Raw genomic sequence first — 15,938 nt, forward strand, 5'->3', positions numbered from 1 at the left:
AAAAAGCAAATAAAACGATTAATTTTTAATCAAATATTGCGTTAATATATTCTTTAGCGTTGAACTTCCTAAGATCTTCAATACTTTCTCCCACTCCAATATATTTAATTGGTTTTTTAATTTTTTCTGAAATGCTAAAAATAATTCCCCCTTTAGCTGTTCCATCTAACTTTGTCACAACAAATCCTGTTAATTTAGTTGACTCGTTAAACATTTCAGCTTGGGATAATCCATTTTGCCCTGTAGTCCCATCTAACACTAGGATTGATTCGTATCTTTCGCTTCCTATTTTTTTAACTATAATATTATTTATTTTTTCCAATTCTTTCATTAAATTTGCTTTATTGTGTAATCTTCCAGCTGTATCTATGATAACCACATCTGCTTTTTGAGCTGCAGCTATGGAAATAGTTTCATAAACAACTGCTCCAGGATCACTTCCTTGTTCTTTACTTATAACTTCAACCTCTGCTCTTTTACCCCATTCTTCTAGTTGCTCTATAGCTGCAGCTCTAAATGTATCTGCTGCACCAATTATAACTTTCTTTCCTTCTTTTTTCAATTGATTTGCTATCTTCCCTATAGTTGTAGTTTTTCCTACTCCGTTTACTCCCACAACTAATATTACATTTAATTCTCCATCTCTAATATCAAGTTCATTATTTTCTTTAATTAAGAAACCTTCCATAACCAATCTTAAAACTTCATAGATTTCCTTTGGATCCTTTAAACCTCTTTTCTTAACTTCCTTTTCTAGAGATGACACTATCTTCATAGTCATATCCATTCCAATATCAGATTGCACTAACAATTCTTCTAATTCTTCATACATTCCATCATCTATTACATCTTTTCCTGAAAAAATATCTTTTATTTTTCCAAAGAAACCTTCCCTTGTTCTGAAAAGTTTTTCCCTTAAAGATTTAAATAAATTTATTTTTTTACTACTTTCTTCATCTATTAGTATATTATCCTCTTCAATCGGTATATTGTTCTTTTCAACCTTCTCTTCTACTTCAGTTTCTTTTTTTCTAAATAATTTTTTAAAAATCCCCATATTCCCTCCATAAAATAGTACTCACACCTATCTTTATATTAGCATATATATTCTTTTTTTTCAATAATTTACATTTTTTAAAAAAAATTGCAAATTTAAAAATATTGGTATAGAATACATAATATAATAAATTTATTTAAGGGGGATTTTTAAATGGATAAAGCACTAGAAATAGTTAGAAAAGCTAGAAGAAAAAATAAAATAGAAAGGGAAATCCAAGATCACGAAAAAAAAGTAAGGGATAATAAAAAAAGAGTTTTACTTCTTAATAATTTAGAAGAATATATTAAACCAACTATGACTTATGAAGATTTTGTAAGTATAGTTGAAAATATGAAATTAGATTATGAAGAAAGAGTTAGTGATCACACTATTAGTATTGCTGATCTTGAAAAGGAAAGAAAAAATATAATTGGAGATTTGAGAAAAGCTGGAATAAAAAATACACCTGTTGAATAGGAGAACCAATGTCATCTAAATATTTAGAAATTTTAATAGAGGAATTTAACAAACTTCCTGGAATAGGGAAAAAATCCGCTACTAGACTGGCCTTTCATGTATTGGATTTAAAGGAAGAAGAGGTTAATAATTTTGCAAAGGCAATAACAAATGTAAAAGTTTATGTTAAAAAATGTAAGATTTGTGGAAATTTTAGTGAAAATGAAATTTGTAATATTTGCTCAGATGAAACAAGAGATAATTCAATTATTTGTGTTGTTGAAGATGGGAAAGATATTCTTCCAATAGAAAAAACTAGAAAATATAATGGAAGTTACCATGTTTTAAATGGAAAAATTGCTCCATTAAATGGAATTACACCAGATAAATTAAATATTAAATCTCTTTTAAATAGAATTGCAAATGAATCTATAGAAGAGGTTATTTTCGCCTTAAGTTCTGATTTAGAAGGGGAAACAACTGTTATGTATTTAACAAAATTAATAAAACCCTTTGGTTTAACAGTTTCAAAATTAGCCAGTGGTATCCCAATGGGTGGAAATTTAGAATTTACAGATAGTGCTACAATTAGTAAAGCTATTGAAGGAAGACAAAAATTATAAAAAATGGGGAAATATCCCCTTTTTTTTATAAAATTTTATATAAATATAACCCTATAAATACAACTATTCCACCTGTGCACAGCTAACATAAACACAATATATAGTTGTTTCTCTTGAAAAAAAACGCCATATATGGTATTATACCTTAGATTCAATTTTATATTAAGGGGTGCGATTTTATGAAAATAATTAAAAGAAGTGGGATGGAAGTTGATTTTAATATAAACAAAATCATCAGTGCTATTGGAAAGGCAAATAAAGAAGTTCCAGAAACTGAAAAAATTTCTAAAGAAGATATTTTGAAATTAGCTGGCACTGTTGAAAGCATTTGCTTAAATTCAGATCATTCGTTAAATGTTGAAGATATACAAGATCTTGTGGAATTAAATTTGATGAAAGGTAAACACTTTTCTGTGGCTAAAAAATATATTACCTACAGATATCAAAGGGCTTTAGTTAGAAAATCTAACTCTACAGATGCTCAAATTTTAAGTTTACTTAATAGTTCAAATGAAGAAATTAAACAAGAAAATTCAAATAAAAATTCCACAGTTGTAAGTGTTCAAAGGGATTACATGGCTGGGGAAGTTAGTAAGGATATTACAAAACGTTTTTTACTAGATCAAGATATTGTAGATGCTCACGATAAGGGAATTATACATTTTCATGATGCTGATTATTTTGCTCAACATATGCACAATTGTGATTTGGTAAATTTAGAGGATATGCTACAAAACGGAACTGTAATTAGTGGTACTAGAATTGATAAGCCTCATTCTTTTTCAACAGCTTGTAACATTGCAACTCAAATAATTGCTCAAGTTGCAAGTTCTCAATATGGAGGTCAAAGCATTTCCCTTGCTCACTTGGCTCCCTTTGTTGAAGTTAGTAGAAATAAAATAAAAAAACAATTAAAGGAAAATTTTAATGAAATTGGCATTGAAATAACTGAAGAAAAATTTAATCAATTAGTTGAAAAAAGAGTTAGAGATGAAGTTAATCGTGGTGTACAAACTATTCAATATCAAGTTGTAACTCTTATGACAACAAATGGACAATCTCCATTTGTAACAGTATTTATGTACTTAGGAGAAGCTAAAAACAAACAAGAGGAAAAGGATTTAGCTATGATAATTGAGGAAGTTTTAGACCAACGTTATCAAGGAGTTAAAAATGAACAAGGAGTATGGGTTACCCCTGCTTTCCCAAAATTAATCTATGTTTTACAAGAAAATAATATTAATGAGGATTCTCCATATTATTATTTAACTGAAAAAGCTGGAAAATGTACTGCTAAACGTATGGTTCCAGATTATATTTCAGAAAAGAAAATGAAAGAATTAAAAGATGGTAATTGTTATACTTGCATGGGTTGTCGTTCTTTTTTAACAGTTTATCATGATGAAAATGATAAGCCTAAGTTTTATGGAAGATTTAATCAAGGGGTTGTAACTATTAATTTAGTTGACATTGCTTGTTCTTCAGAAAAGAACAGAGATAAATTCTGGAAAATCTTTGATGAACGTTTAGATCTTTGTTATAGAGGATTAATGGCTAGACATAATCGTTTAAAGGGAACTATATCTGATGTTGCTCCTATTTTATGGCAAAATGGAGCCCTAGCTAGACTTGAAAAGGGTGAAACTATTGACAAATTATTATTTAATGGATATTCTACAATTTCTTTAGGTTATGCTGGACTTTATGAATGTATTAAATACATGACTGGAAAATCTCATACTGATCCTGAAGCTACACCTTTTGCTTTGGAAATAATGAAACACTTAAATGACGCTTGTGCCACATGGAAGAAAAAACATAATATAGATTTTTCTGTTTATGGAACTCCACTTGAAAGTACAACTTATAAATTTGCTAAATTACTTAAGAAAAGATTTGGAATAATTGAAGGTGTCACTGATAAAAACTATATTACTAACAGCTATCATATTAATGTTTCTGAAAACATTGATGCTTTTTCTAAATTAAGTTTTGAAGCAAAATTCCAAGAATTATCCCCTGGTGGAGCAATAAGTTACATTGAAACTCCAAATATGGAAGATAATTTAGAGGCAATTATGGCTGTTCTTAAACATATATATGATAATATTATGTATGCTGAAATAAATACAAAGAGTGATTATTGTCAAAAATGTGGTTACACAGGAGAAATTCAAATTCAAGAGGATGAAAATGGAAAACTAATTTGGAAATGTCCTCACTGTGGAAATACTGATCAAACTACAATGAATGTTGCTAGAAGAACTTGTGGATATATTGGAACTCAATATTGGAATCAAGGAAGAACTCAAGAAATTAAAGAGAGAGTTCTACACTTATAAAAAGGAAGTTTATTATGTACTATGGAAATATAAAAAAAGTTGATATTGCCAATGGAAAAGGGGTAAGGGTTTCTCTCTTTGTTTCTGGCTGTAGAAATCGTTGTAAAAATTGTTTTAATCCTGAGACTCAAAATTTTAAATATGGAAAAGAATTTACACAAGAAACTGAAAACTATATTTTAGAATTACTTAAGGAAAAATATATTAGTGGATTAACTGTCTTAGGAGGAGAACCCTTTGAAGAGGAAAATCAAAGAAGATTATTACCCTTTATTAAAAAAGTTAAATCTCAGTTTCCAGAAAAAAACCTATGGTTTTACACAGGATATGTATATGATAAAGATTTAATACCAAATGGAAAAAAATATTGTGAAGTAACTGATGAACTTTTACATTACATAGATGTTTTAATAGACGGACCCTTTATAGAGGAAGAAAAAGATATTACTCTTAAATTTAGAGGATCACGAAATCAAAGAATCATTCATTTAAAAAACAAATAAAAGGAAAGCTGTCATATGTAAGTGTATGACAGCTTATTTTTATTTATTGACTTTCTTAATTAAATTAGCTAAACTTAAAAGTAGAGATCACCTTTAGGAGGTATAATTTTGGATTCAAACACAGAGAACATTTTGGGAAAAAACAAAATATCCATGCTTTTATTAAAATTTTCCATCCCTGCTATAATAGCTTTAATAACAACAGCAATTTACAACATAGCTGACCAAATATTTATTGGGCATAGCGTTGGGTTTTTAGGAAATGCTGCAACTAATATAACCTTTCCTATTATTAGTATTTGCACCTCTATTGTTTTACTTACAGGAATAGGTACTTCAGCTTGCTTTAGTATTGCCCTTGGGGAAAAGAACACACAAAAGACAAAGGAAATTATTGGAAATGGATTGTTCTTAAATATCTTTTTTTCTATTTCATTTACCATATTTCTACTCTTGAACATAGAGAAAATCTTATTAATTTTTGGTGCAACAAAGGATATTCTCCCCTATGCTATGACTTATACTAAAATAACAGCTTTGGGAATTCCATTTCTAATATTTTTTTCAGCTATTACTTTCTGGGTTAGAGCTGATGGAAGTCCTAAATTTGCCATGGGAATAACCTTAACTGGAGCCATTACAAATATTATATTGGACCCTATTTTCATTTTTGGATTTGATTTAGGAATGGCTGGAGCAGCCTTGGCCACTATTATAGGGCAGTTCTTATCTGCATGTTTAGCACTTTTTTATTTAACAAAAAGATTTAAAAGTTTCAAAATAACATTAGCTTCATTTATATTCCCTAAATTAAATATAATTAGACATATTTTTTTATTGGGAATGTCCCAGTCAGCTAATCAACTTGGACTTATGCTTGTGCAAATAACCATGAATAACGTTCTTACCTATTATGGGTCCCGTTCCATATATGGAGCTGAAATTCCCCTTGCTTGTGTAGGAATTATTTTAAAAATAAATATACTATTCTTGTATATTATAATTGGTATATCCCAAGGGGCACAACCTATTCTAGGCTATAACATTGGTTCTAAGCAATATGATAGGGTTATTAAAACTATTAAGCTAGCACTTAAATGTGATTCAGTGGTTTCAATAACTGCCTTTATACTATTTCAAACCTTTCCAAGGGAAATTATTTCCATCTTTGGAACAGGTACTGAAGAATATTTTCTTTTTGCTGAAAAGTTCTTTAAGATATTTATGTTTTTTACCTTTGCTAACTTTATTCAAATTTTTGCAGGTAATTTCTTCAGTGCAATTGGAAGAGGAAAAATTGGTTTATTTATAGCTATTACTAGACAATTCCTATTTTTATTACCTTTGATTATTTTTCTTCCTATGATATTTGGAATAGAAGGAATATTCTTTTCTGCTCCAACAGCTGACATATTAGCTTTAAGCATCACAATGTATTTCCTTAGAAGAGAATATGTTAAAATTAAAAATTTAGAAATTGAACAAAAAAAAGGACTTATATGAAAATTCATATAAGCCCTTTTTTTATAATTATACTTCTGTTATTTAACTTGAGAATTTACAACAACTCCTTGTAAATTTTTAGATTTTTTTTCTTTAGGTTCAAATTCCTTAGCATCTCTAACCTTAGAAGTTTGAGGTTTATCATCTGGTAATACAATATTTAAAATAACTGCTATTCCAGCTGAAACTGCTATTCCAGATCCTCCAAATAGAAGTTTGATACCCTCTGGAAGAAATTGAATTGCTTCTGGGACAGCTCCTAAACCAAAACCTACTCCCAATGAAGCTGCTAATATTGTAGAATTTTTATTTCCTAAAGGTTCCTTTGTAATTAGCTCAACTCCACTTATAAATATCATTGCAAATATCATAACTAAACTTCCACCAATGACACTTTGAGGAATAGCCACTAATATTACTCCTAATTTAGGGAAAAAAGCTCCACACATTAATATTAAAGATCCCACTACAACCACAAATCTACTCATGATTTTAGTCATAGCTATAATTCCAACATTTTGGCTGAAGGAAGTAGTTGGTAAAACAGAAAAGCAAGAAGCTATTACACATCCTAATCCATCTCCCATAATTCCACCTGATAATTCTCTATCTGTTAACTCTCTGTCTGCTCCACCCATTGTGATTCCTGACATGTCTCCCATAGTCTCAACTGCAGAAACTATGAACATAACTACCATAGCTAAAATAGCGTCTATATGGAAGCTCATTCCATAAACAAAGGGTTTAGGAATATTTACTAATCCTGCTTGAGCAACACCTGATAAATCGACTTTCCCTAAAAATAAAGCTGCTCCATAACCTACAACTGTAGCTACAAATATAGATGCTGTGGACCACATACCTTTCCCAAACTGTTTAAATACTATTACCAATATTAAAACTAAAGCTCCTATAAATAAGTTTGAGTAACTTCCAAAATCACTTGCTCCAAATCCTCCTGCAAAGGAATTTATTCCAATAGGTATTAAAGAAAGACCTATTGATAGAACAACTACCCCTGTTACAATTGGTGGGAAATATTTTCTAATTCTTTTAATAAATATTCCAACAACTATTTCAAATAATCCTCCCACAAGGACAGCTCCTAAAACTCCCTCTAACCCATATTTCAATCCAACAGATATACATACAGGAACAAAAGCAAAGTTAGAACCCATAACCACAGGTAGCTTAGATCCAAATGGTCCTAGTGTATAATTTTGAATTAAAGTATTTATTCCAGCAACAAACATACAAGCTTGAATAAGAGATGTTTTTGTTTCCAAGGGAACATTTAAAACTCCAAGAACAATAATAACTGGAGTTATGTTACTTACAAACATTGCAAGTACATGTTGTAATCCTAATGGTATTGCGTCTAATAATCTCGGTTTTCCATCCAGCTCATAGGGTGAATAGTTTCTCATACAAAAAGTCCTCCTAAAAATAATTAAAGTTTTATTGCTAACACAAAACTAATTACTTTAAGAGGACAATTATATTCTAATAAAAATAATCCCTACACCTTAAGTATTTTGGATAAATTTTTAAATATATAAAATAGAATCCACTTATAGTAACTAATTTACGGTTAGTCGTAGAAACGCTTGTCCAATTACAAGCATATATAAGTTGAAATAATTCTACTAAAAATTTTATATTTTGTCAATTCTTTTTTTGCTCATTTCTTCATCATAATATTTAAATATTTCCAAAATAGATCTAGATGTTGTCTTATAGGTGAACCTAGCTTTAAATAGTATGTCATTTAAATAAGCATATTCTTCCTCAGTATACCTGTATCCAAACATCTTCTTTATCTTTCCTTGACTTTTTCTTCCACTTCTCCCTTTCGCTCCAGCCATATCTAACCTCCAAACACATTTAAATAAAACTTTAATTATTTTTTGTTGAACTTAAAATCTTTTTAAATTAGTATATCATATTTTCAAAAAAAATCAACTTTGGAATAAAAATTTTTTATTTTATTACAAATATTTCTTTTAATTTTTTCATATTTCCCCTACTAATTGGTATCTTATCGTCTAATATTTCTAGCTTTATATAATAGCTACCATTGAACCACGCATCAATTTCCACTATTTTGTTTAAATTCACTATATATGATCTATGACATCTATAAAACTTATCCCCAGGTAAAATTTCCTCAAATTTTGATAATTTTAATTTGGAAACATAGGATTTTTCCTCTGTATGAATTATACATTCCTTATCTAAAACTTCAATAAAGTAAATTTCATTTAGAAAAATAATTTTTAATTTATCCCCGTCATGTACAGCTATTTTTTTCACTGTAAAATTATTGTTTCCTAGCTTTTCCTTTTTCTCCCAAAGTAGATCCAATATAACCTTATCAATTCTTTCCTCTGAATAGGGTTTTAATATATAATCAAAGGCTTTTATTTCAAAAGCATCTATAGCATGCTCTTTATATGCTGTTATAAAAATAATTTTTATATCACTTTTTAACTTAATTAATAATTTAGCTAAACTAACCCCATCAATACTTGGCATATTTATATCTAAAAATATAACATCCACTTCATTTTTATTTTGAAAATATTTTAAGGCCTCCAATGGATTATCAAATTCCTTTTTTAAGCTTAGTTCTTCCCATTTTTTCAAGAAATATTTTAATTCTTCCCTAGCTGGCATTTCATCTTCAACTATTATATAATTCAACATTTTTTCTCCTTATTTATTCACATTTTATTTGAAAGGATATTTCAGTTCCTTGATTTAATTTCTTTATTTCAAGACCTTTTCCGTAAATTAATTTCAGTCTATTATGAACATTTTTAAGTCCTATACCCTTCCCTTGTTTATCATCATTTATTTTCTTTACAACATCCTCATCAATTCCAACTCCATCATCCTTTATCTTTATATTTAATAACTTTTTGTCAAAGAAATTTATTTCAATTATAACTGTTCCCCCTTGGGGATTTTTCAGGATTCCATGTTTTATGCTATTTTCCACTAGAGGCTGTATTATTAAACTAGGAATTTTTAAATTAAAGGAAGCTTTATCTATATTATACTCAATATTTATCTTATTTCCAAATCTTGCCTTTTCAATATTTACATATGCCTTAACTTGTTCTAATTCCTTTATAACAGTAACCTCTGTATTTAACTCATCTAAATTAAATCTCAAAAATACAGAAAGATCTAAAATTATTTTTCTAGCTCTTTCAGGATTCATTCTAACAAAGGAAGAAATTGTATTTAAAGCATTGAATAAAAAATGCGGATTTATTTGAGTTTGTAACATTTTTAAATTTGCATCCTTTGCCATGGCTTCTAGTTTTTCTATTTTAGATAGTTCTAGCTGAGTTGAAATAAGTTGAGAAAGACCTAGCACCAATAACCTATTACTTTCTGTAATCCCTTCAAACTTATCAAAATAAATTTTTATAGTACCTGAAACCTTTTTTCCCCTATGAAGAGGAGCTATTATACAAGATTTAACATCTCCATTAACACATAGAAATTCATTTTTATTGAAAATTCTATTGGAAATAAAAAGTCTATCACTTTCCATAACCTTCTTTACAACATCACTTTTTATTTCTGAATGTTCTATTCTATAGGAATCATTATAACAATAGCTTGATATTATTTCTTTTTTATTAGATAAAATAACCGTCTTTGCTCCTAGGCTCTCCATAATTATTTTACAAACCTCATTTAAGTTGTTTCCCTTCATAAAATACGGCAAGGTTTTATTAGCTATTTCCAAGGACAACATTGCTTGTTTCCCTGCTAATGACTCCCTTTCATCTATAATATTTTTTATAATATAAATCACTATTGGAATTCCTAGGGAGTTGGATAATATCATTGGAAAATATATTTTTTCAACTATTTCCTTTGCAACTGCCTGGTCCTTTGCTAAAACCAAAATAAGAAACATACTTAAATTTTCAACTATAAATCCATTTAAAAATCCATAAAAATATATATTCTTTTCGTTTTTGTACTTATATATATAAGCTGAAAGAAAGCCTCCAAAAATAGTAGAAATTGTACAAGCTAAACTTGTAACCTCCCCTGCATTTATAAAATATCTATGGGTCCCTGCTATTATCCCTGAAATTATCCCAACTGTTGGAGAAATTAATATACCTCCAACTATTACTCCTATGTTTCTTGTGTTGGCAATGGCACCTTTATAATCTACCCCTGAATAAGTCCCTAATATTGCCAGACATCCAAAAAATAAAGACAAAAATATTATCTCTTTTTTTTTGTATTTTTCCTTTGAAAACAAAGATCTAGACTTTGTAAATCTTGCAAAAAAAAATGAGATAACTATTATATATCCTAAATTGTTTACCAACGCCCTACCTAAATTAAACATTCCTTCTCCTTTTTAAATTTATCTTTTAAATATTTTAACATATATTTCTTCTAAGGTAAATTATATTAATTTGAACATAAGTTATTCACACTTATTTTTTGCATTTTAGAACCAATAAAATACATTTCACATCATTTTACAACAATTAATCTCTAAAGTATTCTATAATACTATCGTATTAATAATTTTAATAAATTTTTAGGGAGGTTTTGTATGATTAGTTTTATAGTAGCTTTAATCGCTTTGGTTATTGGTTACATGACTTATGGTAAAGTTGTAGAAAGAATTTTTGGTATTGATGAAAATGTACCGACTCCAGCAGTTAAACTTGCAGATGGGGTAGATTATATTGAAATGGATTGGAAAAAAGTATTCTTAATCCAATTCTTAAATATTGCTGGACTTGGACCTATTTTTGGTGCTATTCTTGGAGCACTTTGGGGACCAGTTGCTTTTTTATGGATTGTATTTGGATGTATTTTTGCTGGTGGTGTACACGATTACCTATCTGGAATGTTATCTGTTAAAAACGACGGAGCAACTATAGCAGAAATTGTTGGTAAATATTTAGGAGAAGTACCTAGAAATATTATGAGAGTTTTCTCAGTGGTTTTACTAGTATTGGTTGGAGTTGTTTTTGTTAAAGGACCTGCTGGTATTTTAGCTAATATGACTGGTGTAAAATCTTTAGTTTGGGTTAGTATCATTATTGTTTATTATATTCTTGCAACTGTTCTTCCTGTTGATAAATTAATTGGTAGAATTTATCCTTTATTTGGAGCTTGTCTTCTTATTATGGGTGTTGGAATTGGAGTATCATTAATAGTAAATGGATATAATATCCCTGAAATTTCTTTTACAAATATGCATCCTAAAGGAACTTCAGTTTTCCCTTACCTATTTATAACAATTGCATGTGGAGCAATTTCTGGATTCCATGCAACTCAATCACCACTTATGGCTAGATGTTTAAAGAATCAAAAAGAAGGTAGAAAAGTATTTTATGGTTCTATGATTGCAGAGGGTGTTATTGCTCTTATATGGGCTGCTGCTGCTATGAGTTTCTTTGGTGGAACTGAAGGACTTGCAAAGGCTGGTTCCCCTGCTGTTGTTGTTAATGTTATATCAAATTCTATGCTTGGTAAATTTGGAGGAATTTTAGCAATATTAGGTGTTGTAGCTTGTCCTATTACTTCAGGAGATACTGCTTTTAGAAGTGCTAGACTTGCAATAGCTGATGCTATTCACTTTAAACAAGGTCCTATTAAAAATAGATTTTTAATAGCTCTTCCTTTATTTGCAATTGGTATTGGTCTTTGTTTCATGGACTTTACAATTATTTGGAGATATTTTGCTTGGTCTAACCAAACTCTTGCTACTATTGCTCTTTGGGCTGGAGCTACTTATCTTGCAGGTGAACATAAGAATTACTGGATTGCAGCAATACCTGCTACTTTCATGACAGTTGTAGTTACTTCTTATATTTTAATTGCCCCTGAAGGATTTAGATTACCTGAAATAGTTGGTAACTGCTCTGGTTTAATACTTGCAGTTGTTTCTATAACTTTATTCCTTTCTAAAATTAAAAAATATAAAGTGTAAAATAATTAATAGAAATTAAAAAGAGACAATTCCTATAAAATATAGGAATTGTCTCTTTTCTTTTATGCTTTAATATTTTTAGATCTTATTATATATATTAATATCTCCATCTTTTGTTATTCCATCAATTTGAGGTACAATTCTTTTAAAATGAGCTGTTTCAAAATGTGCTTTTAAAACTTCCATATTTTCCCATTTTTCAATAAATGTTAGAATATTCTTATTTTTAGAATCCTCATATGCACAGTATTCTATACATCCATTTTCTTTTAATGTATGTCCTATAAGCTCCTTTGCTAGACTTTTAAATTCTTCCACCTTATTATTTTTTACAACGTTTTTTGCAACTACTACTATCATATTTCCCCCTATTTTTATTAAATTAAAATGAACAATTATCTGGATCAGGAAATAACCTCATTCCATTACATTGTTTTTTTAAAAGTTTCAAATCTTCATCATCCAATGAAAAATCAAAAATATCTTTATTAGATATTATTCTTTCTTCTGTTACAGATTTTGGAAGAACAATAATTCCCCTATGAACTAAAAATTTTAATCCTATATTAGCCACTGTTTTATTATGTTTAATGGCAATTTTTTTCATATCTTCATTGGAAAATATTCCCCCTGATTGCATAGGAGCATAGGCTTCTAATTTTATATTCTTTGAATCACAATATTTTTGTAAATTATATTGGGGAAGTCCCACATGAATTTCAACTTGATTTACTACAGGGTTTATCCTAGCTGTTTTTAAAAGTGTTTTAATGTGAGTTTCAGTAAAGTTTGAAACTCCTATTGCTTTTATTTTCCCAGCTTCATATAACTCTTCCATTGCTCTCCATGAATCAGCAGCTTTTTTTTCACCCTTGAACCAATGTATTAAATACATATCAAGATAATCTGTTCCTAATTTTTTCAATGATTCTTCAAATGCTTTTTTTGTACTTTCATAACCTTGGTCTGAGTTCCATAATTTAGATGTTATAAAAAGTGTTTCCCTTGGAATTCCACTATCTTTAATTGCCCTTCCAATTTCCAATTCATTTTCATAGATCATAGCAGTATCAATATGTCTATATCCTGATCTTAAAGCTATTTTTACAGCGTTATATACATCTTTGTCCTTTGCTCTATATGTTCCAAGTCCAATAATAGGAATTTGAACACCATTGTTTAAAGTTACCTTTTCCATAATCTACCTCCACATTAAATTATTTAGCTCTAATTATTTCAATTTTATATCCATCTGGATCTGTAATAAAGTAATAGCTAGGTTGTTCCCCTGGAAGTCCCTTAAGATCTGTTACCTCATATCCTGATTTTTTATGTACATCATAGGATTTTTCCAAATCCTTTACCACTAAAGCAAAATGACTAAATCCATTTCCCATTTCATATGGTTTTTCAGGACTGTAATTATATGTTAATTCTATCTCAAAATTTTCATCTGCATCTGTTAAATATACCAATGTAAATTTCCATTTTGGAAAATCTTTCCTTCTTGTTTCTTTTAGCTCTAAAGCTCCTTTGTAAAATTCAAGTGACTTTTCAAGATCCATCACCCTTATACAAGCATGTTCTAATTTATATTTCATATATCCTCCTAAAAGTTTTAATTGCTATTTTTTAAATTTAATTTTTTTTTAATTTTTTTACTAGTTTATCTAAAACTTCTGAAAAATTACCTTTTATTGCAAGTGTTGCATGGGCATCATAACCAGTAAAATCCTCATTTATTATAACTAAATTTTTACCTTTAAAATAAGTTATATAATTTGCAGCAGGATAAACTGTTAAGCTAGTTCCTGATACTATTAGGGTATCTGCCTTTTCTATTTCCCCAATAGCTCTGTATGTTACAGTTTCATCTAACATTTCCCCGTAAAGAGTTACTTTTGGTCTCACAACTCCTCCACATTCACATTTAAACTCTTTAGTATCTCTCTTTCCACATTTTAAACAATACCAATCTTTAAGTGTTCCATGTAATTCTATAACATTTTTGCTTCCTGACTCTTGATGTAAATTATCAATGTTTTGGGTAATAATTGCCTTTAATTTTCCCATTTTTTCAAGTTCCAATAGAGCGTAATGCCCCTTGTTTGGTTTTATATTTTCTATAGACATTTTTTCCTTAACATATTCACTAAAAATTTCCCTGTGACAGTTAAAAAAATCAATGCTCAAAATTTCTTCTGGTTTATAACCTTTATATAAAGTTTTGTATAGACCCTCTTTACCTCTGAAATCTTTTATTCCTGAATCTGTTGAGGTTCCTGCTCCACCGAAGAAAACTATGTATTTACTTTCTTCAACTATCTTTACTAAACTATCAATACTGTCCATAATATTTCCCTCCTTTTTATCTTTACTTTCAAGATTTAATTAAAAATGATATAATTTAAGTATAAATTTTATTTAGGTGGTCCCATTATGAAAATAACAAATAAATTAAAAAAGTTTAATAAGAATCTTGAAAGTTTTTTATCTAAAAATATTCTGCACACTTTAGATATATTATACACCATTTCACTAGAAGAAAATAAAAATATTTTTTTAGTTGGAGGAATTGTTAGGGATATAATTATAGAACAAGATACCTGTGACATTGATATTGTTTATACAGGGGATATTTACAAATTAGGAGAATCCATATGTAATTTATTTGAAGTTAAATATTCTAGATTCAATGAAAAATTTCTAACTTTTAATATTCTTCTAACAAATAATATTAACATTGACATTGCTGCTCCTAGAACTGAAACCTATCCTTTCTCTGGAGCTTTGCCTATTGTTGAAAGATCAATACTAGAAAAGGATTATTGTAGAAGAGATTTCACCATTAATTCCCTTTACATTAAACTAGATAATGAACTGTCATTAATTGATTATGCTAAGGGACTATGTGATATTTCAGAGAAGAAAATTAAAATTTTACATGAAAAAAGTTTTTTTGAAGATCCCACTAGAATTTTAAGAGCTATTAAATTTTTAAGTAGATATAACTATACTTTAGAATCTAGAACAGAATTTCTTTTAAAGGATGCTATTTCAAAAAATCTTATTCTCAATATTTCATCTGATAGGTTTAAAAACGAACTATTTCATCTTTTTGAAGAAGAAAACCTAGAAAATATAATTTTAAATATAATTAAATACAGGGTCTTTTCATGTTTTAATACAAAAAGTATTGAAATAAATACCTATGAAAATATTTTAAAAACTTTTAATAATATTTTTAACTTAAAAAATACTTTTTTTTGTAGAAATATTAAACAGATAGAAAAGGAAAAAATCCTATTATTTCTATTTTTTATGGAAAATGATAATGAAAAAATCCAAGAAGTTTTAAAATACTTCAATCTTTCCAAGAAAAATATCAAATTTTTACTAACTTTAAAAGATTTTTGTAAGTCTACCTTTAACTAAACACCAAAAAATGATATAATATAATGTGAAGCAAAATAATACAGAGGAGTT

Annotated in this window: 16 protein-coding genes and 1 riboswitch; of the genes, 7 read left to right on the top strand and 9 right to left on the bottom strand. The window is 28.6% G+C overall.

The annotated features are described in order from the left end of the window. Window positions 1-25: 25 nt before the first annotated feature. Window positions 26-1,057, bottom strand: a complete 1,032-nt coding sequence (gene ftsY, locus GIL12_RS06135; RefSeq protein ID WP_163469620.1) for a signal recognition particle-docking protein FtsY — start codon at window positions 1,055-1,057, stop codon at window positions 26-28. A 153-nt stretch (window positions 1,058-1,210) separates the two neighbouring features. Between ftsY and GIL12_RS06140 the strand changes: the two genes are divergently transcribed. The 5 genes from GIL12_RS06140 (at window position 1,211) to GIL12_RS06160 (ending at window position 6,466) form a co-directional block, all read left to right on the top strand. Continuing rightward, entirely contained in the window at window positions 1,211-1,516 is a 306-nt protein-coding gene (locus GIL12_RS06140; RefSeq protein WP_163469621.1) for a DUF496 family protein, read from the top strand. 8 nt (window positions 1,517-1,524) lie between these two features. Further along, entirely contained in the window at window positions 1,525-2,118 is a 594-nt protein-coding gene (gene recR / locus GIL12_RS06145; RefSeq protein ID WP_163469622.1) for a recombination mediator RecR, read from the top strand. A gap of 179 nt (window positions 2,119-2,297) precedes the next feature. Next, window positions 2,298-4,460, top strand: a complete 2,163-nt coding sequence (nrdD, locus tag GIL12_RS06150) for an anaerobic ribonucleoside-triphosphate reductase (protein WP_163469623.1) — start codon at window positions 2,298-2,300, stop codon at window positions 4,458-4,460. Between the two features lie 14 nt (window positions 4,461-4,474). Then, a complete protein-coding gene (nrdG, locus tag GIL12_RS06155; protein WP_163469624.1) occupies window positions 4,475-4,963 on the top strand; it encodes an anaerobic ribonucleoside-triphosphate reductase activating protein in 489 nt (162 codons plus the stop codon). A 108-nt stretch (window positions 4,964-5,071) separates the two neighbouring features. Next, window positions 5,072-6,466 carry an MATE family efflux transporter gene (locus GIL12_RS06160; protein WP_163469625.1) on the top strand — a complete coding sequence of 465 codons (1,395 nt, stop codon included), beginning with the start codon at window positions 5,072-5,074 and terminating at the stop codon, window positions 6,464-6,466. Between the two features lie 38 nt (window positions 6,467-6,504). Here GIL12_RS06160 and GIL12_RS06165 read toward each other — a convergent pair whose 3' ends face one another. From GIL12_RS06165 to GIL12_RS06180, 4 genes are all read right to left on the bottom strand, one after another. After that, entirely contained in the window at window positions 6,505-7,893 is a 1,389-nt protein-coding gene (locus tag GIL12_RS06165) for a uracil-xanthine permease family protein (RefSeq protein ID WP_163469626.1), read from the bottom strand. Window positions 7,894-8,020: 127 nt separating this feature from the next. Further along, window positions 8,021-8,117: riboswitch (purine riboswitch) on the bottom strand. 4 nt (window positions 8,118-8,121) lie between these two features. Beyond that, complete coding sequence (locus GIL12_RS06170; RefSeq protein ID WP_163469627.1) at window positions 8,122-8,331, bottom strand: hypothetical protein; 210 nt, start codon at window positions 8,329-8,331, stop codon at window positions 8,122-8,124. 115 nt (window positions 8,332-8,446) lie between these two features. Further along, window positions 8,447-9,172, bottom strand: coding sequence for a LytTR family DNA-binding domain-containing protein (locus tag GIL12_RS06175; protein WP_163469628.1), 726 nt, complete (start codon window positions 9,170-9,172; stop codon window positions 8,447-8,449). A gap of 13 nt (window positions 9,173-9,185) precedes the next feature. Beyond that, window positions 9,186-10,850: a LytS/YhcK type 5TM receptor domain-containing protein gene (locus tag GIL12_RS06180; RefSeq protein WP_163469629.1), complete on the bottom strand. Its 1,665-nt coding sequence runs from the start codon at window positions 10,848-10,850 to the stop codon at window positions 9,186-9,188. Between the two features lie 213 nt (window positions 10,851-11,063). On the opposite strand from GIL12_RS06180, the gene GIL12_RS06185 reads away from it, so the two are divergent. After that, window positions 11,064-12,452, top strand: coding sequence for a carbon starvation protein A (locus GIL12_RS06185; protein WP_163469630.1), 1,389 nt, complete (start codon window positions 11,064-11,066; stop codon window positions 12,450-12,452). Window positions 12,453-12,530: 78 nt separating this feature from the next. On the opposite strand, the gene GIL12_RS06190 is transcribed toward GIL12_RS06185, so the two are convergent. Genes GIL12_RS06190 through GIL12_RS06205 form a run of 4 tightly spaced genes read right to left on the bottom strand, consistent with a single transcriptional unit; the run spans window position 12,531 to window position 14,804 of the window. Next, window positions 12,531-12,812 (bottom strand): putative quinol monooxygenase, encoded by a 282-nt coding sequence (locus GIL12_RS06190; RefSeq protein ID WP_163469631.1) that lies wholly within the window; start codon window positions 12,810-12,812, stop codon window positions 12,531-12,533. A gap of 22 nt (window positions 12,813-12,834) precedes the next feature. Beyond that, on the bottom strand, window positions 12,835-13,650 hold the full coding sequence (locus GIL12_RS06195) for an aldo/keto reductase (protein WP_163469632.1): 816 nt from the start codon (window positions 13,648-13,650) through the stop codon (window positions 12,835-12,837). A gap of 19 nt (window positions 13,651-13,669) precedes the next feature. Beyond that, window positions 13,670-14,053 carry a VOC family protein gene (locus GIL12_RS06200; protein WP_163469633.1) on the bottom strand — a complete coding sequence of 128 codons (384 nt, stop codon included), beginning with the start codon at window positions 14,051-14,053 and terminating at the stop codon, window positions 13,670-13,672. Between the two features lie 37 nt (window positions 14,054-14,090). Next, entirely contained in the window at window positions 14,091-14,804 is a 714-nt protein-coding gene (locus tag GIL12_RS06205) for an NAD-dependent protein deacylase (protein WP_163469634.1), read from the bottom strand. 87 nt (window positions 14,805-14,891) lie between these two features. Between GIL12_RS06205 and GIL12_RS06210 the strand changes: the two genes are divergently transcribed. Then, window positions 14,892-15,887 (top strand): CCA tRNA nucleotidyltransferase, encoded by a 996-nt coding sequence (locus GIL12_RS06210; protein WP_163469635.1) that lies wholly within the window; start codon window positions 14,892-14,894, stop codon window positions 15,885-15,887. Window positions 15,888-15,938: the final 51 nt, after the last annotated feature.

Origin of the sequence: Fusobacterium sp. IOR10, assembly GCF_010367435.1 — a bacterium.
Classification (GTDB): domain Bacteria; phylum Fusobacteriota; class Fusobacteriia; order Fusobacteriales; family Fusobacteriaceae; genus Fusobacterium_B.